This window comes from Actinoplanes italicus (assembly GCF_003001815.1).
Classification (GTDB): domain Bacteria; phylum Actinomycetota; class Actinomycetes; order Mycobacteriales; family Micromonosporaceae; genus Actinoplanes; species Actinoplanes italicus.
On sequence record NZ_PVMZ01000011.1, the window covers coordinates 1 to 18,049 of the forward strand.

At 70.3% G+C, this 18,049-nt stretch carries 17 protein-coding genes and 1 pseudogene; 8 read left to right on the forward strand and 10 right to left on the reverse strand.

Annotated elements, in window-relative coordinates; all coding sequences use genetic code 11:
• A pseudogene (locus CLV67_RS52035) lies at positions 1 to 223 on the forward strand (hypothetical protein); the annotation flags it as partial.
• Positions 224 to 277: 54 nt separating this feature from the next.
• Complete coding sequence (locus tag CLV67_RS25695) at positions 278 to 1,078, forward strand: GNAT family N-acetyltransferase (protein ID WP_106322723.1); 801 nt, start codon at positions 278 to 280, stop codon at positions 1,076 to 1,078.
• 70 nt (positions 1,079 to 1,148) lie between these two features.
• Here CLV67_RS25695 and CLV67_RS25700 read toward each other — a convergent pair whose 3' ends face one another.
• Positions 1,149 to 1,811 carry a DUF4360 domain-containing protein gene (locus tag CLV67_RS25700; RefSeq protein WP_106322725.1) on the reverse strand — a complete coding sequence of 221 codons (663 nt, stop codon included), beginning with the start codon at positions 1,809 to 1,811 and terminating at the stop codon, positions 1,149 to 1,151.
• Positions 1,812 to 2,184: 373 nt separating this feature from the next.
• Here CLV67_RS25700 and CLV67_RS25705 point away from each other — a divergent pair, with 373 nt between their 5' ends.
• Positions 2,185 to 2,823 (forward strand): DUF4360 domain-containing protein, encoded by a 639-nt coding sequence (locus tag CLV67_RS25705; protein ID WP_239166545.1) that lies wholly within the window; start codon positions 2,185 to 2,187, stop codon positions 2,821 to 2,823.
• A 220-nt stretch (positions 2,824 to 3,043) separates the two neighbouring features.
• Positions 3,044 to 3,382 carry a hypothetical protein gene (locus CLV67_RS25710; protein WP_146169290.1) on the forward strand — a complete coding sequence of 113 codons (339 nt, stop codon included), beginning with the start codon at positions 3,044 to 3,046 and terminating at the stop codon, positions 3,380 to 3,382.
• A gap of 107 nt (positions 3,383 to 3,489) precedes the next feature.
• On the opposite strand, the gene CLV67_RS25715 is transcribed toward CLV67_RS25710, so the two are convergent.
• From CLV67_RS25715 to CLV67_RS25730, 4 genes are all read right to left on the reverse strand, one after another.
• The gene (locus CLV67_RS25715; RefSeq protein ID WP_106322730.1) at positions 3,490 to 5,421 is read right to left on the reverse strand and encodes an AfsR/SARP family transcriptional regulator; all 1,932 of its coding nucleotides are present in this window, start codon (positions 5,419 to 5,421) and stop codon (positions 3,490 to 3,492) included.
• 74 nt (positions 5,422 to 5,495) lie between these two features.
• Complete coding sequence (locus CLV67_RS25720; RefSeq protein WP_106322732.1) at positions 5,496 to 6,335, reverse strand: alpha/beta fold hydrolase; 840 nt, start codon at positions 6,333 to 6,335, stop codon at positions 5,496 to 5,498.
• Positions 6,336 to 6,633: 298 nt separating this feature from the next.
• Positions 6,634 to 7,047 (reverse strand): nitroreductase family deazaflavin-dependent oxidoreductase, encoded by a 414-nt coding sequence (locus CLV67_RS25725; protein WP_106323184.1) that lies wholly within the window; start codon positions 7,045 to 7,047, stop codon positions 6,634 to 6,636.
• A gap of 173 nt (positions 7,048 to 7,220) precedes the next feature.
• On the reverse strand, positions 7,221 to 8,066 hold the full coding sequence (locus tag CLV67_RS25730; RefSeq protein ID WP_106322733.1) for an alpha/beta hydrolase: 846 nt from the start codon (positions 8,064 to 8,066) through the stop codon (positions 7,221 to 7,223).
• A 198-nt stretch (positions 8,067 to 8,264) separates the two neighbouring features.
• On the opposite strand from CLV67_RS25730, the gene CLV67_RS25735 reads away from it, so the two are divergent.
• The 3 genes from CLV67_RS25735 to CLV67_RS25745 all read left to right on the forward strand — a co-directional run bounded on the left by CLV67_RS25735 (position 8,265) and on the right by CLV67_RS25745 (position 11,090).
• Positions 8,265 to 9,929, forward strand: coding sequence for a serine/threonine protein kinase (locus CLV67_RS25735; protein WP_170153988.1), 1,665 nt, complete (start codon positions 8,265 to 8,267; stop codon positions 9,927 to 9,929).
• A gap of 65 nt (positions 9,930 to 9,994) precedes the next feature.
• On the forward strand, positions 9,995 to 10,495 hold the full coding sequence (locus CLV67_RS25740; RefSeq protein ID WP_146169291.1) for a GNAT family N-acetyltransferase: 501 nt from the start codon (positions 9,995 to 9,997) through the stop codon (positions 10,493 to 10,495).
• Positions 10,496 to 10,583: 88 nt separating this feature from the next.
• Entirely contained in the window at positions 10,584 to 11,090 is a 507-nt protein-coding gene (locus tag CLV67_RS25745; protein WP_106322739.1) for a cupin domain-containing protein, read from the forward strand.
• 183 nt (positions 11,091 to 11,273) lie between these two features.
• Here CLV67_RS25745 and CLV67_RS25750 read toward each other — a convergent pair whose 3' ends face one another.
• On the reverse strand, positions 11,274 to 11,573 hold the full coding sequence (locus CLV67_RS25750) for a YbaB/EbfC family nucleoid-associated protein (protein WP_106322741.1): 300 nt from the start codon (positions 11,571 to 11,573) through the stop codon (positions 11,274 to 11,276).
• A gap of 14 nt (positions 11,574 to 11,587) precedes the next feature.
• Positions 11,588 to 12,118 carry a hypothetical protein gene (locus CLV67_RS25755; RefSeq protein ID WP_106322743.1) on the reverse strand — a complete coding sequence of 177 codons (531 nt, stop codon included), beginning with the start codon at positions 12,116 to 12,118 and terminating at the stop codon, positions 11,588 to 11,590.
• Positions 12,119 to 12,165: 47 nt separating this feature from the next.
• Between CLV67_RS25755 and CLV67_RS25760 the strand changes: the two genes are divergently transcribed.
• On the forward strand, positions 12,166 to 13,449 hold the full coding sequence (locus tag CLV67_RS25760; protein ID WP_106322745.1) for a hypothetical protein: 1,284 nt from the start codon (positions 12,166 to 12,168) through the stop codon (positions 13,447 to 13,449).
• A 93-nt stretch (positions 13,450 to 13,542) separates the two neighbouring features.
• On the opposite strand, the gene CLV67_RS25765 is transcribed toward CLV67_RS25760, so the two are convergent.
• The 3 genes from CLV67_RS25765 to CLV67_RS25775 all read right to left on the reverse strand — a co-directional run bounded on the left by CLV67_RS25765 (position 13,543) and on the right by CLV67_RS25775 (position 17,810).
• Positions 13,543 to 13,998, reverse strand: coding sequence for a MarR family winged helix-turn-helix transcriptional regulator (locus tag CLV67_RS25765; protein ID WP_106322747.1), 456 nt, complete (start codon positions 13,996 to 13,998; stop codon positions 13,543 to 13,545).
• Positions 13,995 to 14,765: a DUF2625 family protein gene (locus tag CLV67_RS25770; RefSeq protein ID WP_106322749.1), complete on the reverse strand. Its 771-nt coding sequence runs from the start codon at positions 14,763 to 14,765 to the stop codon at positions 13,995 to 13,997. The genes CLV67_RS25765 and CLV67_RS25770 overlap by 4 nt, the downstream gene beginning before the upstream one ends.
• Positions 14,766 to 14,900: 135 nt before the next feature.
• On the reverse strand, positions 14,901 to 17,810 hold the full coding sequence (locus CLV67_RS25775) for an AfsR/SARP family transcriptional regulator (RefSeq protein WP_106322751.1): 2,910 nt from the start codon (positions 17,808 to 17,810) through the stop codon (positions 14,901 to 14,903).
• Positions 17,811 to 18,049: the final 239 nt, after the last annotated feature.

An 18,049-nucleotide genomic window follows, 5' to 3' on the forward strand; every position in this document is an offset into this window, starting at 1 on the left:
GGACACCGCAGCGCGGATCACGATCCCCGTCGAGTACCTGCTGCAGTGGGACGATGAAGGCAATCCGCGGGACTCAGTCATGAAGCTGTTCGACGAAGGCATCATCGCCCAAATCCGACTCATCCAACGACGCGGCTACGGCTACCGCAACCTCGACGCCCTCACCGCAGCCATCTACCTGTGCCTCGGCGGAGTCACCCTCAACCCACCCATGGAAATCTGAGTAGTCGCACGCGTGTCCGATGAACCCGGAGGCCCGTCCCGCGTCCTTTCTGATGTGACCGCAGGATACGAACGCACCGAAGCGAGCATGCTGCTCGCCCTGACCGACGCCACCGACCCCGCCCTGGCCCGGCGCTACGACATGGATGCAGCCACGATCGGCGAGGTGGTCGTCACCAGCAGACCCGGGCCGGACATGGCCTTCTGGTGCCAGGCGGTCGGCTTCGAGGCGCCGCCCACGGCCGGACTGATCGAGGAGATCGTCGCCCACTTCCGGGCACGCGACGTCGAGGTGGCCCGCTTCGTGCTACCGGCGTACGCCGAGACGCCCGAGTGGCCCGCGATCGCGGAGAAGCACGGGCTGACCGCCGGGGAAACGGGTCTCAAGCTGGCGATGCGGGCCCCGTTGCCGTACTTCACGCCGCACACCGATTTGCGTACGGCCCGAATCGCACCGGACGAGCGCGAGCGCTGGGCGACCCTGATGTGGGGCGTCTTCGACATGGAGTTCGAGGCCAACATCGCCGTGACCGTGAGCGCGCTCGACGATCCCGCCTTCGAGGCTTACGCCTGCTGGGACGGCGACGAGATGGTGGCCACCGGTTTGGTCTGGCTCGGCCCGGACTCGGCCCACCTCTCGTCCGGCGCAACCCTCGCCTCGCACCGGCGCCGGGGCGCCCAGCAGGCACTGCTGGCCGCCCGGGTGGAAGCCGCGCGGCGGGCCGGCTGCTCATTGGTGGTCAACGAGTCCGGCGTGGCAGCCGAGGGTTACAACGACTCGGCCCGCAATCAGATCCGAGTCGGTTTCACCCCACAGTATTCACGGCGCACATGGACCTGGACCGCGGAGGCGTGACCGAGCGCACCGGGGCGGGTGGTGGCGAATGTTGCGGATCCGCCACCACCACCTCCGTACACTCAGTGGTTCACTTGACCTTGTTGTTGCACCGCATCCAGGAGAAGTGGTAGATCGTCTCGATGCTGCCGTCGGTGGAGTCCATCGTCAGGTAGCTGACGTCGGTCGACGTGCCCTTGGTGACCCGCAGCTCCGTGTTGATGTTGAGGTTGCGCTGCTCACCACACGGCCGGAAGACCTGCGACGCGATCGGGACCGAGTCCGTGGCGATCCAGTTGTCGTCCAGCGGCGCGGAGATCGGGTGGTTGGCGTAGCTGCCGGTCGTCATACCTTGGAAGTAGTAGTTCGCCCGCTGCTGGGCGACGGCTCCACGCTGGAGGTATCCGTAACCCCGGTAGTCCACCTTGGCGATCGCGAAGGTGAAACCGGCCGGCGCGTGGACCAGCACGTTGAGCTGGCAGTTCTTCCGGTTCTCGGTCACCGGGACACTCGGGCCCGCCTGCGCCAGGTAGGCGCTGTAGATGGCGGTGAAGGCCGAGTTGTCCGGCGAGATCGCCACGTCGGCGGTGCCCGGCGCACAGCCTGAACCGGCCATCGCGACCAGCTCGATGGACATCTCGCCGGCCGGCGGCGGGTCGACGATGACGATGATCGCCTGCGCCGGTGCGCCGATGAGCAGCGACGACGCCAGGAGCGCCAGCGCCACGCAGCCGCGGGTTAACAATCTTTTCATTTTCATCCCCTTCGGGATCGGGAACGGACCGGGCTCAAGCTATTGACGAACTTCAATAGAAGTCAACAGCCCTCACATGTCTCGGAGGATTTCTTGAAGCCGATCGAGAAAGAGGAATGCCGGGCATCAACCCGACATAAGCCGCATAACATACCAGGCTTTTGCCGCTATAAGCTGATTTGTTCGCAGGCTAGCATCCGCATCATGCAACTTGCACAGTTCGATGAAGATCAATAGCTAATTCATACTTGTAAATGCGTCGCAGGCTTCACTACGTTGGTCGCGGACGCGATGCCCGCCGTTCTGGAATGCTTCCAGAATCCAATCCCGTGGCACGCGATAAAGCCATGCCCCGTTCCCCCCGGAGGACTCCATGAGAAGCAGTAATCGCGTGACCGCGGCCGTCCTGGCCGCCGCCCTGGCTCTCCCGCTGGGCGCCCCCGCCCACGCCGCCGCCCCTGACAGCACCGCTGCCGCTGCGGCCGCCATCACCGTAGAGGTGATCGCCGCCAACGGGTCGGGATGCGCGCCCGGCACCGCCTCGGTCGTGAGCAACGGCGACGACACCGGATTCCGGGTCAGGTACCGGGACTTCGTCGCCGAGGCCGGCGGCAGCGCCGGTGTCGTCGAACGTCGCAAGAACTGCCAGCTCGGCGTGCTCGTCAGCATCCCCGACGGCTGGACCGTCGCCATCGCCTCCGCCAACTACCGGGGCAAGGCGGCCCTGCGATCCGGCGCGACCGCCCTGCAGCGCACCAGCTACTACTGGCAGGGCTCATCGGCCACCGAACGCAAGGACGCCACCTTCACCGGCCCCCTCAACGGCCTCTGGACCACCTGGGACGTCGCACCCGTGCTGACGTACGCCGCGTGCGGCTCGCAGAGCGTCCTCAACGTCAACACCGAGCTGCGCATCGACGCCGGCAACTCCACCGGCCTCAGCACGATGTCGATGAGCCACTCCGAGGGCGACGTCGACACCCTCTTCAACTTCAGCCTGGCCCACTGCTGACGGCGGCCACGCTCACCCGGCCGGTCGATGCCCGGCCGGGTCCGCCACCATCCGGTATCCGGCAGCGCGGGCGCGGCCCACCACAACGAATCCCGCGTCCCGGAGTTCATCCGCCGGGCCATTGTTTCGTGTCTGCGTCATCATCGCCCGGGACGGTTGCCGACCCGGCGAGGCACGGGAAACGCTGATGGCGGTGTAACCGACCGTAGGAGGCAACTGCATGGACAAGAGGATTCGTACCGTCGCGGGAATGACGGTGGCAGGCATCGTGGCGATGGCCGGTCTGCAGGCTCAGCCGGCGCAGGCCGCTGTCGTCGTTCCGGAGTCGGGCCTGACCGTCTTCGAAGGCACCTTCGCCGAGATCCTGCTGCACGTCGCCCGGCCCGACGGCTCCTGTCTGGCGTTGCCGCCGTCCGCGGGATCGCTCACCGGGGAGCGCATCGTCTCCCAGGTCAGCGCTTTCACCGGGCCGGACTGCACCGGGTTGCAGCAGAACCTCGGCACGTTCCGAACCTTCACCCCCGGCAAGTACCGGTCGTTCCGGGCGTTCTCCTTCTGATTCGGATCGCCCGGGCCGGCCCCCACCGGTCCGGGTGACCGGCCGTCCGTCCGTCGCCGCGTGACGGAACGTCTGCGGCACGCCACCCGCCGCCGGGCGGACGGCCCTCATCGATCTGCCGCCGTGTACGCCGTCTGCCGGTAGTGGTCGGCGAGCCGGCCGGAAGCCCGCGCCCTGTCCTCGTCGGTCTCGTGCAGCAGCACCAGTTCCCAGGCGTAGGCCCGGATGAGCTCGTGGATGCTGAAACGGCCCGGCGCGTGCTCGGCGAGCAGCCCGGTCTGTATCAGCTCGCTGATGAGCACCCGTGCCTCACCCCCCGGCACACCGGCGAGACCAGCCGTCGCCGCAACCGTGATGTCCGGTCCGGGATGCAGCGACAGCAACCGGAACACGCGAGCCGCGCGGACGCTGAGCAGTCGGTACGACCAGGAGAAGATCGTCCGGATGTCGTCGCCCACGTCAGCGAAGCCGTCCAGGCTGCCCTGAGCATCCCGCAGTTCCCGGGCGATGGCGGTCATCGAATGGTCCGGATGGACCAGGGCCCGGCCGGCGACCACGGCCAGCGCGAGCGGGAGCCGGCCGCAACGTTCAGCGATCTCCGCCAGCGCCGCCGGGTCGCCGGCGGCACGGGCAGCACCGATCCGCGCGACCAGGAAGGCGCGCGCCTCCTCCGGCGACAGCACGTCGAGCGTCATGAGATGGGCGCCGTGCGCCGCGGCCAGCCCGGTGAGACGTTTGCGGCTGGTGACCAGCACCAGACAGCCGGGAGCGCCAGGCAGCAGTGGCCGGACCTGCTCGACGCTGTGGGCGTTGTCCAGGACGAGGAGGAGGCGGCGGCCGGCCAGCACGCTGCGGTACAGACCGGACCGGGCGTGCGGGCTCGCGGGAATGCCCGCGTCCGGGACCCCGAGGGAGTTGAGGAAACCCTGCACGACCTCGGCGGAGTCCAGCACCGACTGCCCGGGGTCGAATCCCCGGAGGTCGACGTAGAGCTGGCCGTCGGGATAAGCGTCGGCCAGTTGATGGGCGAGGTGGATGGCCAGGGAGGTCTTCCCGATCCCGGGGATCCCGTCGATCGCGAGCACCGGCATCGACGCCTGCGTCAGCACGTGACCGTTGACCAGGCTGAGCGTGCGGCGCTGAGCCTCGTCCCGGCCGGTGAAGAACGGAAGATCGGCCGGCAACTGTGCGGGAAGCACGCCGGTGAACGACGACGGTCCGGCGACCCGATCAGGGCCGGGCGCGGCGGGTCCGGCGGTGTTCTGCCGCAGGATCAGCCGGTACGCCTCGCGCAACTCCGGGCCGGGATCCACGCCCAGCTCGTCGGCGAGACGGTGGCGCACGTTCTGATACAACGCGATCCCCTCGGCCTGCTGACCGTCCGCGGACAGCGCGAGCAGAAACCGGGCCTGCAGCGCCTCGTCCCACGGACGGTGCTCCGCCACACGCCGCAGCACGGGAAGGACGGATCGGACCCGGCCCAGGCGCAACGCCAGCGACGTGGCCTCACGGATCAGCCCTGCGCATTCATGGTCGACGACACCGAACGCCGGGTGGCCGCTCGCGCCGAGCTCCGGCGCCCCGGCGCAGGGGCCACGCCACAGGGCTAGGGCCGCCTCGTAGGCCGACAGGGCCTCGGCGAGCCGGCCGGCCCCCTCGTCCGACCGTGCCTGCTCGGCAAGCGCACGCAGGCGCAGCAGGTCGAGAGCGTCCGCGTCGATCCGGATGCGGTATCCGGAGGCTCCACCCCGCAGCCAGCGCCCGGCGGATCGCGGCGGCAGATCCGGCTCGAACAGGCGCCGGAGCGCACCCACGTACCGGTGCACGACGTTCACGGCGCTCCGTGGTGGCCCCTCGCCCCACAGCACCTCGACGATCTCGCCGAGCCCGACGGGCTGTCCGGCGCCGGCCAGCAGCAGACCGAGGATCAAGCGCTGCTGGCGGGTACCGAGGTCCACCTCCACGCCTCCGCGCCGGACCCGTACCGGCCCCAGCACCTCGAAACACAGCGCCGTTCGATCGTCATGTTCCACACGCACGAGCCCAACCCCCTACGTCAGACCGGGAACGGTTGCCGGCCGCCCGGCATGACGGGCGGCCCTCCGACGGGTGGTCAGCGCGTGGTGGCGCGTGCCGCCTCGTCGATCAGGTCGGCCACCTGCTCCGGCTCGGAGACCGTCACCGCGTGCGAGGCGTCGATCTCGACGACGCGAGACTTGGCCCGCTTCGCCATGAACCGCATGGACTCCGCCGGGATGGCCAGATCCTGCCGGGTGATCAGGAACCACGAACGGATCGACTTCCAGGCCGTCCTCGTAGCCGTCTCGTCCAGAGCGGCGCTGGTGATCGGGCGCTGCGTGGCCGCCATCAGAGCCGACTCCTGCCGTGGCACGTCCGCCGCGAACACCCGCCGGAACTGGTCCTGCTTGATGTACAGATCCGTGCCCGCGCCCGCGCCCGGCACGTTCACCGGCACCTGGTCGAGCGCCTCTCCGAGCTGCCCGCCCGGGAACCTTGCCGCCAGGGCGGACGTGCTCTCGCCCCGGTCGGGCGCGAAGCTGGCGATGTAGACGAGTGCCTTGACGTCCTTGTCACCGTCGGCGGCCTCGCTCATCACCGAGCCGCCGTACGAGTGTCCGGCCAGCACGATCGGGCCCCGCACACTGTCGAGCACGCTGCGCACGTACGCCGCGTCGGAGTGCAGCCCTCGCAACGGATTCGCGGCCGCCACCACCGGATAACCGTCCCGCAGCAGTTCCTTGACCACGCCGTTCCAGCTCGACGAGTCCGCGAACGCGCCGTGGACCAGCACCACTGTGGGCTTGGTCCACGGACGGTGCGCGGTGACCGCCTGGGCGGAGCCGGCGACGACCGCGACGGTGGTCACACCCGCGGCCATGGCGCTCCACAGGGCCACTCGCCGGGACGTACGGGAGAGGTGAATGTTGATCATGGGGTCGCTCCTTCGAGGCTCATGACGGCACGCCCGGATCCGGGCGCCGCGGTGTCCACGATCGGATGGCGGAGCGCTCGCCGAATCAGTCATTCGCCTGCGACCGGGCGACACGGCCGGATCGCTGCCCACGCCTGTATGCCCGGATCGCCCCATTAAGCGGGGCGGTGTGAGCGTTGTTCACGTGCCATGGCGACGTGACGGCCGAGGAGAGGAGCCGGCCTCGCACGGTGGGGTTAAGTCATTCGACAGATGGCGTGCCGATCACGGACCGGCGCCGAGGGGCACCGCTGCGTCCCTACCGTCCTGCCGACCGGACCGGCTCGAGCCGGAAGATCCGCAGCGAACGGCCGGAGCGCGCATCATAGTCCCGGTAGGCCGGCCACACGCGCAGCAGCAGCGGCCACACCCGGTCCCGCTCGGAGCCCTCCAGCAGCACGGCGCGGACGCCGGTGGTCTCCCCGTCGACCGTGATCGTGCCGGCCGCAACGGCCAGCAGATTGGCCGACCAGCCCGGATGCCGTGCCTGACCCCAATTCGATCCCACCACCACGTACGCGTCACCGTCCCGCGCGTACAGCAGCGGCCGTTCGCGAAGCTGCCCGCTTCGGCGTCCGCGGGTGGTCAGCAACAGCGTCGGCGGCGCGGTCCGCCATCCGGTCACCGAGAGCCTGCCGTCGGTGAGACGGATCAACCGCCGGTCGAGTGGCATGAGCCACCTTCCCGCGGCGGCGAACCACCGCAGGTGGCCCAACCGGACGATGGCCCAACTCACCAGAGCCCGCACGGATCACATCCTTCTCATCCCGGCCCGATCTCTACGTCGGAACAGACGGGCACCACGGCAGCGGGTTCAAGCGCGGGCGTGGTGGCGCCCGGTCAGGGTCACGGCCAACCCTCGTAGAGCCGGATGTACAGCTCCCGGATCTCGCCGGCGTCCGCGCGTCCGGCCAGGTTCAGTGTGTTGTGCCTCAACAGCAGCGAATCGGGCAGCACGCGCGAACGCAACGCGACACCCGCCGCCTCGGCTAGCTGACCGGGTACGGCAGTCGCCGCGACCGTGTCGACGACGTCGTCGAGCGCGCTGGTCACCACAGCGACGGATCGGAGGCCGTCGCTGTGGGCCGGACAGGGCCGGCGTCGGGCGATCGCCAGGTAGCGGCTGACGGTGGCCAGCGAGTATCCCCGGGAGTCGACACGGTCCGGGAGCAGGCCGTGGCCGTAAAGGAAGAGCAGGGGACGCACCAGCGCGCCCGGCACCCGCCCCGGAGCCGGGCCGAAGAACGGCGAGAGCAGCAGCAGCCGGCGTACGGCGTCACCACGGTGCCGGACCAGCCAGGTGGCGAGGGTCGCGCCCGCCGAGATGCCGATGACACCCGTCTCCTCCCCCAGCCCCAGAGCGATGTCCAGCGCTCCCGACGCGTACGTGGTCAGCTGCCTAGTGGTGATCCGGTGGGTGGCGTTCGATTCCGACGTGCCGTGACCGGGCGCCCGCGGGATCCAGGCGTTGTAACCACGCGCGTGGAGGTCATCGGCCACGTCGTCCCACTGCTCGGGTCCGTGCATGTAACCGTGCAGCAGAAGCACCGCACGGGCGGTGGGTGAACCGTGGCTGAGCAGACGGCTGCGTGATCGCGGCCGGATCGCGGGGTCGGCGGTCTCGGCGGCGATGACCGCCCGCGCCGCCCGGACGGCCGCCGGGAAGGGTCCTGTGTCGTCGATAGATCTCATCGGACGTCACGACGATGCACGCCGCCGACCGTTCAGGTCGGTTGCCTCACATACCGGACCGACCGGCCCGCGAGAATGTGACATTGATCCGGCGGCCCTCGATGAACAGTTGGCGATAACCGTGTGACCTGCGGAAACATGCCTCCGACGGCGCCCTTGAGGCCCGACGGCCGGAACTCGCGCGCATACGATGCCGCGATGCCCGATCGACCGCACACCATTCTGTCCGGACGCTACCGACTGGTCAGCGCCATCGGGGAAGGCGGCATGGGCCGGGTCTGGCACGCACGCGATGAACTGCTGGACCGGGACGTCGCCGTCAAGGAGATCACCCCCGAGGGCCTGTCCCGCACCGAACTCGGCGACCTGCGCGAGCGGGCGATCCGTGAGGCCCGGGCCATCGCCCAGATCAGTCACCCTTCCGTGGTCCGCATCTTCGACGTGGTGGACGAGGACACCCCCTGGATCGTCATGGAACTCATCCCGTCGCGGTCCCTGCACGAGGTGATCGAGCAGGACGGCGCCCAGACGCCCGAGGAGGTCGCCCGGATCGGCCTCGCGGTGCTGGCCGGTCTGCGTGCGGGGCATCAGGCGGGAATCCTGCACCGCGACGTCAAGCCGGCCAACGTGCTGATGGCCGAGAACGGCAGGGTGGTGCTGACCGACTTCGGTCTGGCCACTCTCGCCGGCGACTCGTCGATGACCCGCACCGGAGTCGTGATCGGCTCGCCGTCGTACCTGGCGCCCGAGCGGGCCCTCGACCAGCCCGCCGACGCCAGGGCCGACCTGTGGTCGCTCGGGGCGACGCTGTTCACGGCGATCGAGGGACGTGCGCCGTACCAGAAGTCCAGCCCGATGGCGACGCTGTCGGCGCTGATGATGGAGCCACCTCCGGTGTCCGAACGGGCGGGGGTCCTTCGCCCGGTGCTCGCCGCACTGCTGCGCAAGGACCCGGACAAGCGGGCCGACGCCAGCGAGGCCGAGCGCCTGCTGCGCGAAGCGGTCGCGGGCGGCGCGGCGGCGGAGCCCGTCGTGCCCGAGGCCGCGCCCCTGCTCTCGCCTCCGCCGCCATCGCCGGCGCGGACGGACGACACCGGTTCCGGGCGGACGACCGTCACGCTGTCACACCCGCCGCCGGCGGCTGGCGCCCGCGCCACCCGCAGTCGCTGGCTGATCCCGGTGGCGGTGGCGCTGATCGTGGCCGGTGGACTGGCCGCCGCCCGCCCCTTCACCGTGGTCAGCTCGGCCAATCCTTCCACAGCGGCCACGCAGCCCTCCCTCGCCGCTCCCGGCCCGGCCTCGAACCCCGGCACCGCCTCGGCTACGACCGGCCCGGCGCCCAGCGGAGCGGCGACCGGCCCCACGCGAGCCGCGGCCACCTCCCCGGCGTCGGCCGCGAGTTCCCCGCCTGCCACCCCGGTGCGTACCGGTGCCACCACCACCGCACCGGCCACCCGCGGCACCACCACTCCCCCGCCACAGGCACCGGCCCCGGTCCAGGCGGTCGGCAGCCAGATCTGGAACCACGGCACCGGCACGTGTCTGCATCTGCCGGGCCGGGGCGGGCAGGTGCAGCTGTGGCAGTGCAACGGGTCGGACAGCCAGCGATTCCACTTTCCGGGCGACGGGACGCTGCGTGTTCTCGGCCAGTGCGTGGAATCCCTGTCGACCGGGACCGGCTCGCGGTTGCGGGCCGCCGCCTGCTCCGGCTCGGCGCGGCAGCAGTTCGCCCTGAACACGGCTCGCGACCTGGTCCATCTGCCGGCCGACCTTTGCGTCGACGTGCCCGACTGGAACACCGCCAACGGTGTGCCGGCGCAGATCTGGTCCTGCGCGGGCACCGACAATCAGAAGTGGAACTGAGGCCGGCGCCGCAGGTTTCCACGACCGTCGTTGATCTCTGAGGTCTTCCATCCGTCAGTGTGTACGTGACCGACGACATCACGACACGTCCCTGGCGATCCGACGACCTCGACCTCTTGCGGGCCTCCGAGTCTCTCTTCGCTCCTCAGACGTACCCTCAGCGCTTCCTGGCTCGCAACCGGGGTCTGCGCCCTCTCCATCTGCGAGCCGTCGGCCGTCCCACCGGCACCGGGCGGCGGTGGACCGGGCAGGTCGCGACGGACGGGAACCGGATCCTCGCGCTGGCGGAATGCTCCTGGGATCCGGCCGACCCGGCATCACCCAGGTTGACGGTCAACGTCGCCCATGACTGGCAGGCCGGAGGACTCGGGCGCAGGACACTGCGCGCTCTGGTCAGCCGGTGCCTGCACATGGGGCTGACCACCTTCAACGTGGACTACGCGGCTTCCAACGTCGCGCTGGATTCGATGCTCCACTCGATCGGCTCCGAAACCGGTGAGCGGTACGCCCTCAGTGGCGTGACGCGCGCCGGGATCGGCCACCTGACCGTTCGCATGGCGACTTGAAAGAACGAACAATGCATTAGTTAATGGAGCCTTTTCAAAGCTGTGCGCTGCCGTCGAAGAATGACGCAGCCATCCTCAAGGGAGTCCGATGAGCATTTCCATTCCCGGCGCCGAGACAATGACGCGGAGCACCTCCGGGGGAATTCATGTGCCCGCTGGCGAGGGCGTCACCAAATGGTTCTCCGGGGACGTCTACTCCGTTCGTCTGCAGGCCGCCCAGACCGGCGGTTCGGTGGGGATCGTCGAGGCCAGCGTGCCTCCCGGCGGCGGCCCGGTGCCGCACACCCACGCCGAGCAGGACGAGACCTTCTACCTGCTCTCCGGCGAGCTGGAGTTCCTGGACGGGGAGCGGACCTTCACCGCGGTGACGGGCGACATCGTCCACATTCCCCGAATGGTGCGGCACCGTTTCAAGAACGTCGGCCTGCACACCACCAGGCTACTTTTCATCTACACGCCGGGTGGCGCGGAAGGGTTGTTCGTGGAGGGAGGGGACGAGCCCCAGCCGGGCGTGCAGGTCGACACCTGGGGACCCGAGCGTTTCGACGAACGTATTCTGGGCCTGTTCCACAAGTACGGCGTGGAAGCCGTCTGACGTCCTGGCGGTAAGGACGAGGACCCGCCCGCACGCCGCTTCGACGCGGTGCGCGGGCGGGTCGCGTGGGGCGGCGCACCGAAGCCGTCACTCAGTGAACCCTTTTTCAACGTGGCGAGAGCCGGCAACGCGGTGCAGGCAGGCGAACCGGGAGGTTCCGGCCAAATGCCAGGTCGAAAAGGTTCAGTAGAGGTTGACCTCGACCGGGCCCATCCGCTCCTCGGCAAGCCGGGTCGCGGCCGCCGCGGTCTCCCGGATGGCTTCGGCGATCGCGGTGGCCAGCCGGTGCGCATCCCGGTGATCGAAGACCGCCGGGTCCACCTCGACGCTCTGCACCTGGCCGAGGGCGGTCGCACTCACCACGACCGCGCCGTCGGCCGAGCGCCCGGTCACCCGGGTTCTGCGCAGCGACAACTCAGCGTCGCGCATGCGCTGCTCGAACGCCTGCGCATCGGCCAGGAACTCCTGTAGCTCGGGCTGCATCGTCTGCCTCTCTCTCAGCTGACCGCCGTCGGGCCGCCGGTCAGCACGACCGGACCCTGCAGATCGGCCAGCGCCAGCGTGCGGGAGGCCGCCATGCGGCTCAGCGACGTCGCCAGCGTGTGCGCGGCGAACACCGTAGGTTCCTGCAGTCCGGCGACGAGCACGGCCACACCGTCGCGCACGTCGTCGGGGACCTCGTGACCTCGGCGCTCCAGATGGCGGATCACGATCTCGCCGAGGGCGTCCGGAGCGTAGGCCGGCATGTCCCAGCGCCCGCCGAACACCTCGGCCAGGCCGGGGACAGCGCGCGCCAGCCCGGCCAGATCGGCGCTCTCCCCGGTGAGCACGATGACCGCGCCGTCGGCGCCGCGCATCCTGCTGACCAGCGCCTCCACCACCTCGGCCGTGCCCTCCCCCGCCGGCGCGTCGACCAGCAGGACACCACCCCCGGCGTCGGCCAGCGCCGCGTCGACCAGACTCTGCGCCTGGCCCGGCCACTGCGGCGCGGGACCGGCTGGACCCGGAGAACTCCCTGTCCCGCACACCGCTGGCCGGGGTCCACGGAGCGCTCGCGCGGGCCCGTGACCGCTATGTGCGGGAGTCCCGTTTCGGCGGCACCACCGAGCTGGACGAACACCTCGACCGGCTCGCCGAGGCGGCACGGAACCAGCCCGCACCGGCCGGCCGGGCGGGTCGCAGCGCTCGCGGCGCCAAACCGGGGACGCGTACCGTCACGGCGGTCGCCCCACCACGACAGCAACCGGTACTGCCCGTCACCCCGCCCTCGCCACTGAGGACGCTGCCCCCGGCGGCGCTGACCGAGGACGCGCGAACCGCGTGGCGAGACGCGCCCGGCCACGACCGGATGCCCGGACCGGACCGGTTCACCGTCGAGCAGGTGCGGGCCGGACTCGGCGTCACCCTGCACCAGGCCGTCGAACAGGCACTCGCGGCAGCCGGCACCGACGTCGACGACTCCACCCGCGCGGCGATTCGCGGCGCTCTGACCGCCACCCGGGTCCGGGCCGGCCTACCGTCGATGATCGAGGGCACCTTCCTTCTGCCGGCTGCCGGCGGTCAGGGCGGTCACATTGTCGTGGACGCCCGGCTGGTGACCGGGGCCACGCTCGTGGACGCGGACAGCACGAGCCGCGCACTCTCCTACCGGGCCGAGTTCCGGGTGATCGCCCGGTTCACGGGCACCGGCGGCGTCGGACTCGCCGGCGACGACGCGGTGACCGTGTGGATGAACGATGCCGACGCCGAGAGGATCACCGGACGCGAACTGCCGGCCTCGGTGCGGGCCTCGGCCGCTGATCGGGCCGCGGCACAGGCGGCCCGGACTGCCGCGTCCGAGACCGGCGACCACCGGCTGCGCCAGGCCGAGGACGCCTGGCGGGCGGCCCGCGACCGGCATCGCAGCGAGGTCGGGCGGTTCCGTGGCGATCCGGTGGCCGGGCGGATCGTGTGGGAGACCGAGAAGGGTGACCGGGTCGTCGGCGACGGCGGGTACGCCCCCTCCGGGACACCGCTGCTCCCCGGCGGTGCCGACACCGTCGCGCGGGTCTTCGACGCGTACGAGCCGGTCGGCGGTGGCTCCTTCGAGGAGACCCACCCGGTGCTGGCCTCTCCGGCCGAACTACAGCTGGCGATCGACCACCTGTCCGGGGGCCGGGTGCTGTTGCGTACGGCCGCCCGCGAGCGGGACGTCTATGCGCCGGACGGTCCTCCGGTGGTGCCGCTCGGCTACCGCACCGACGGCCGATGGGTGTGGTCGGAGGCCACCGCGTACTACCTCGCCACCTACGGCCTGAACCCGGACCCGTCCTTGCTCGCCCACATCCGGGCCCGCGGAAGCGTACGGGTCGGTGACTGAACTCCCACGGTCCCCCTTCGTTGAGTCAGAGGGCCGGAGTGCGTGTCCGGACGCATCCACGGGTGACCCCTGCGGTGCTCGCCGACCGGCGGGCTACACCACTTGCGTGGACCGGGCGGCGATGACGCCGGCCAGGACGCTGTGCAGGTGTTCCAGCTCTCCCGCGGGCATTCCCAGGTCGTCCAGCACGGCCGGCAGGACGGACCGGGCCCGCGTACGCAGCGCGTCCCCCTGCGCGGTGAGGACGACAATCACGCTGCGTGAATCGGCCTTGTCACGTCGGCGGCGCACCTGTCCCGCCGACTCGAGTCGCGTGAGCAGCGGTGACAGGGTTCCCGAGTCGAGTTGCAGAAGATCCCTGAGCCGGCGTACGGGCAACGGCCCGTGCTGCCACAGCGCGACCATGACCAGGTACTGCGGATGGGTCAGGTTCAGCTCAGCCAGCAGCGGCCGGTAGATCGCCACGATGTGACGCGCCGCCCGGGACAATGCGAACGACACCTGCCGTTCCAGGGTCAGAGCGTCATCGGGGGGTGCCGAAGGACTCATTCGTCTCGTCCGATCGTGTTCTCCACGGCGCTCACCAGGGCGATCGGATAGCGGCCCAGAGCGCCGTCGAGCCGCCGCCCTCTTCGTTCGGCGGCTTCGAGTTGACGGTGGAGGATCTCGGCCATCGGGACGACGGTCCGGGACATGCGGCACCCGGCATCGGCTGCCTCCTCACTCCACAGTGACGGTGAGACGGCGATCCCCTGGTCGGCGCGGAGTGCCGACACATCGGTGCGCCAGTCCGGCCAGAGCAGGCCGTCGTAGAAGTGCGGGAGATCGCCGGACACGCACCAGGTCAGCCACTCACCGTGCGACATCTCCATCCTCGTCCAGTGCAACGAGGTCGGATCGAAATAGATCATCTCGCCCGGTACGCCGGGTCGGGTCCCGCCCGGCCGCAGTCCGTTCAGCGCGAACACACCACCCAGGACGTCGTGCGCCACGACCAGCCCCCGCGTCGGCGCCCACGTGCGGTCCAGAAGGGTGGGGAAGGCGTTGATCTGCCCGATGCCGGGAAGGCCGACCTCGGGGCACGGGGAGCCGCCGAAGATGCGCAGCCAGCCGTCGTAGAGCAGAATGCCCCCGCTGTTGAGCGCGATGGCGCCGAGCGGTGACGCGACGGCGACGTCGAGCTGGAGCAGGCTGGCCCGTGCCTGGTCCCGGAGCACGGGGAGGAACCGGGGCGCTGCGAAGCTCCGGAGCAGGACATCCGTCAGGGCAGGCCACGTCGCCCCGTCGTCCTCCGTCGGAACCGGGTCGATGGTCATCGGGTCGCACCTCTGTGCGGGTGCGGTGGCGTCACGCCACGCTGCCGGTCGCCGCTGTCCCGCCGGCCGGCATGTGCCCGGCGGCCGCCGCTCGCGTGTCTCATACCCGACACGACGAAGCCTCGGGCGGCAGGTTCAGAGCGCGCCCGCTCCTCGTACGCCATCCGGTGCTCTCCACCGCGACAGGCGCTCCTGCACCTGTCTCATCAGCGGCAGGTTCTGCTGGCTCGCCAGCAGATCACGAGCCCTCTGCCAGACCGCACGCGCCCCGGCCGCGTCGCCCAGGGCCAGCGCGGTGTCGCCCTCGTGCAGGAGGGTGTCGACCAGGCCCACCCGGTAGTTGATCTGCTCGAAAGCCGCGGCCGCGATTCGCCAGTCGGTCAGGGCCGCGGACAGGTCGCCGGCGGCATGCAGGCACTCGGCCCGCGTGTAGGAGAAATGAGCCCGCAGTTCGAGGTCACCGAGGGAGTCGACGATCGGCTCGGCCCGCTCAAGCACCTCCATGCAGAGATCGGGCCGGCCGAGACCCGTGCGTGCCGAGCCGATCCAGCAGTGACACATGACCTGGCGGTTCTGCTCCCCCAGCGACTCGAAGATGGGCAGGGCACGCTCGAGATAGGCGATGGATTCGAGATAGTTCTGCCGGCCGTAGCTCGCCTGTCCCAGGAGGTGATAGACCATGGCCTCCTGCAACCGGTCGCCGAGCAGAACGAATAGGTCGAGCGACTGTTGGAGCAACGACGTCGCCGACTCATGATCGCCCAGGTTGTGCTCGACACCGGCCAGGGCACGCGTCAGGAAGGCACGGCCCGGGTCGTCCCCGGCCACGACGGCCGCCTGCAGGCAGGCACGGCACACCGCTGCCCAGTCGTGCCACCAGCCTTCACGGAGAACGTAACGTTGCAGGCTGGCCGCGAGCCGCCAGGCCGAGGTCGCATGGCCGTACTCGATCTCGCGCTGGATGACGGCCTTGATGACCTGCCGTTCCGCGGCGAACCAGGCGATGGCCCCTTTGTCGTCGTCCACCCGGGTGGTGACCACCGCCTCCCGTGGCTCCGGCGGGTCCAGCACGATCGCGGGCCGCAGATACAGATCCGCGTGGTAGGCGGTTTGCCGGTAGTGGGAGACGAGCCGGTCGAAGGCGCGGTCCCTGGTGCGGTCGTCCTCGTGCAGCCGGACCAGCTCCTGCGCGTAGGCCCGGATCAGGTCATGTGCGGTGTACCGGCCGACCGTGTGCTCGCGCAGGAGGCCGGTCTGCACCAGTTCCCCGGCGAGGAGCCGCGCCTCGGCCAGGGGGACACCGGCCAGACTGGCCATCGCCGGGACGGTGACATCCGGACCGGGATGCAGCGACAGCAACCGGAACGCACGTGCGGCGCCGGCACCGAGCTTGCGGTACGACCAGGAGAAGATCGCGCGGATGTCGCTGCTCATGTCGTCCCCGCAGAACCCGTCCAGACTGCCCTGCGCGTCCCTCAGCTCCCGGGCGATCTCGATCAGAGGATGGTCGGCGTGGATCAGGGCCCGGGCTGCGACCATGGCCAGCGCCAGCGGGAGCCGGCCACAACGCTCGACGATCTCGTCCACCGCTTCCGGGCCGGCCGACGTGCGGTCCTCCCCCAGGCGCGAACTCAGGAAGCGTCGCGCGTCACCGGGCGACAGCACGTCGAGACTCATGAGGTGAGCGCCGTGCGCGGCGGCCAGCCCGGTCAGACGTTTGCGGCTGCTGACGAGGACCAGACAGCCCGGGGCGCCCGGCAGGAGGGGCCGGACCTGCTCGACGCTGTGCGCGTTGTCGAGCACCACCAGGATCCTGCGGCCGGCCAGGACACTGCGGTACAGGCCCGACCGGGCGTGATCACTGGTGGGGATGTCGGCGTCCGGGACACCCAGCGCGTTCAGGAAACCCTGAAGGGCCACCGCGGGGTGCAACTCGGACTGCGCGGGATCGAAACCCTGAAGGTCGACGTACAGTTGCCCGTCCGGGTAGACGTCGGCCAGCTGGTGGGCCAGATGGATGGCCAGGCTGGTCTTCCCGATGCCGGCGATGCCGTCGATGGCGAGCACCGGCGTGGACACCTGAGCCATGACGTGACCGTTGATGAGGCTGAGGGCACGGCGCTGGGCCTCATCCCGGCCGGTGAAGTAGGGGAGGTCGGCCGGCAGCTGAGCCGGAAGCACCGTTGCGGCCCCCGGGCCCCGGTTGCCCGGCGCGGGGCCCCGGTCCGCGGACCCCGTCGTGCCGGGCCGCGCCGGAGCAGCGGCCGGCTGCCGCAGGACCGCCTGGTACGCGCCGCGGAGCTCCTCGCCGGGGTCTACGCCCAGCTCGTCGGCGAGCCGGCGGCGGACGCTGTGATGAAGCGTGATCGCCTCGGCCTGCTGGCCGTCGGCGGACAACGCCGTCAGGAGCTGGGCCTGCAGTGCCTCGTCCAGCGGGCGGTTCTCGGCCACCCGCCGCAGAACGGGGAGCACCGATCGGACACGGTCCAGGCGCAACGCCAGGGAGGTCGCCTCCCGGGCCAGATCGGCACACTCATGATCCACGACGTCGAACGCCAGGTGGTTTCCGGCCATCAGCTCCGCCGCCCCGCCGCAAGGACCGCGCCAAAGCTGGAGGGCCGCCTCGAAGGCCGACATCGCCTCCGGGAGCCGCCCGGCCGCCTCGTCGGAACGCCCCTGCCCGGCCAGCGCCCGCAGACGCAGCAGATCGAGGCTGCCGGAGTCGACCCGCATCCGGTACCCGGCCGCGTCGCCGATCAGCCACCGTCCGCCCGACCGGGCGGGAAGTCCGGGCTCGAGCAGACGCCGCAACGCGCCGACGTAGCGGTGCACGACATTCATCGCGCTCTTCGGAGGTCGCCCGCCCCACAGCACCTCGACGATGTCGCCGACCGAGACCGGCTGACCGGCACGTGCAAGCAACAGTGCCAGGATCAGGCGCTGCTGCCGGGCACCCAGCTCCAGTTCGGTGCCCTGCCGCCACACTCGCACCGGCCCCAGTACGTCGAAACAGAACGACGTTTCGTCGTCGCTGGTCAAAATCACGGGATCATCCCCCCACGGGCACCGGCGGACGGCGTCGATCCGAGAAAGCGGGTGAAGTATTGAGTGATGCTTCTCGCGACACCGGGATGCGCCGTGTCCGAATGGTGATTCATAGCGATCGGAAAACTACGGGAAGTGTCTGTCGTCGAATGGCGATCGAGCTTAGAACGCCCTCATTGTCGACCCTCTCGTGGGGGAAGGGCCGACCGTTGGCCGAAACGATGCCGCGACAGGGAACG

Coding starts and splice junctions, on each gene's coding strand:
- CLV67_RS25700 (WP_106322725.1), bottom strand. CDS start 1,811: ATGAAAAGATTGTTAACCCGCGGCTGCGTGGCGCTGGCGCTCCTGGCG.
- CLV67_RS25705 (WP_239166545.1), top strand. CDS start 2,185: ATGAGAAGCAGTAATCGCGTGACCGCGGCCGTCCTGGCCGCCGCCCTG.
- CLV67_RS25710 (WP_146169290.1), top strand. CDS start 3,044: ATGGACAAGAGGATTCGTACCGTCGCGGGAATGACGGTGGCAGGCATC.
- CLV67_RS25720 (WP_106322732.1), bottom strand. CDS start 6,335: ATGATCAACATTCACCTCTCCCGTACGTCCCGGCGAGTGGCCCTGTGG.
- CLV67_RS25725 (WP_106323184.1), bottom strand. CDS start 7,047: ATGCCACTCGACCGGCGGTTGATCCGTCTCACCGACGGCAGGCTCTCG.
- CLV67_RS25730 (WP_106322733.1), bottom strand. CDS start 8,066: ATGAGATCTATCGACGACACAGGACCCTTCCCGGCGGCCGTCCGGGCG.
- CLV67_RS25735 (WP_170153988.1), top strand. CDS start 8,265: ATGCCCGATCGACCGCACACCATTCTGTCCGGACGCTACCGACTGGTC.
- CLV67_RS25745 (WP_106322739.1), top strand. CDS start 10,584: ATGAGCATTTCCATTCCCGGCGCCGAGACAATGACGCGGAGCACCTCC.
- CLV67_RS25750 (WP_106322741.1), bottom strand. CDS start 11,573: ATGCAGCCCGAGCTACAGGAGTTCCTGGCCGATGCGCAGGCGTTCGAG.
- CLV67_RS25765 (WP_106322747.1), bottom strand. CDS start 13,998: ATGAGTCCTTCGGCACCCCCCGATGACGCTCTGACCCTGGAACGGCAG.
- CLV67_RS25770 (WP_106322749.1), bottom strand. CDS start 14,765: ATGACCATCGACCCGGTTCCGACGGAGGACGACGGGGCGACGTGGCCT.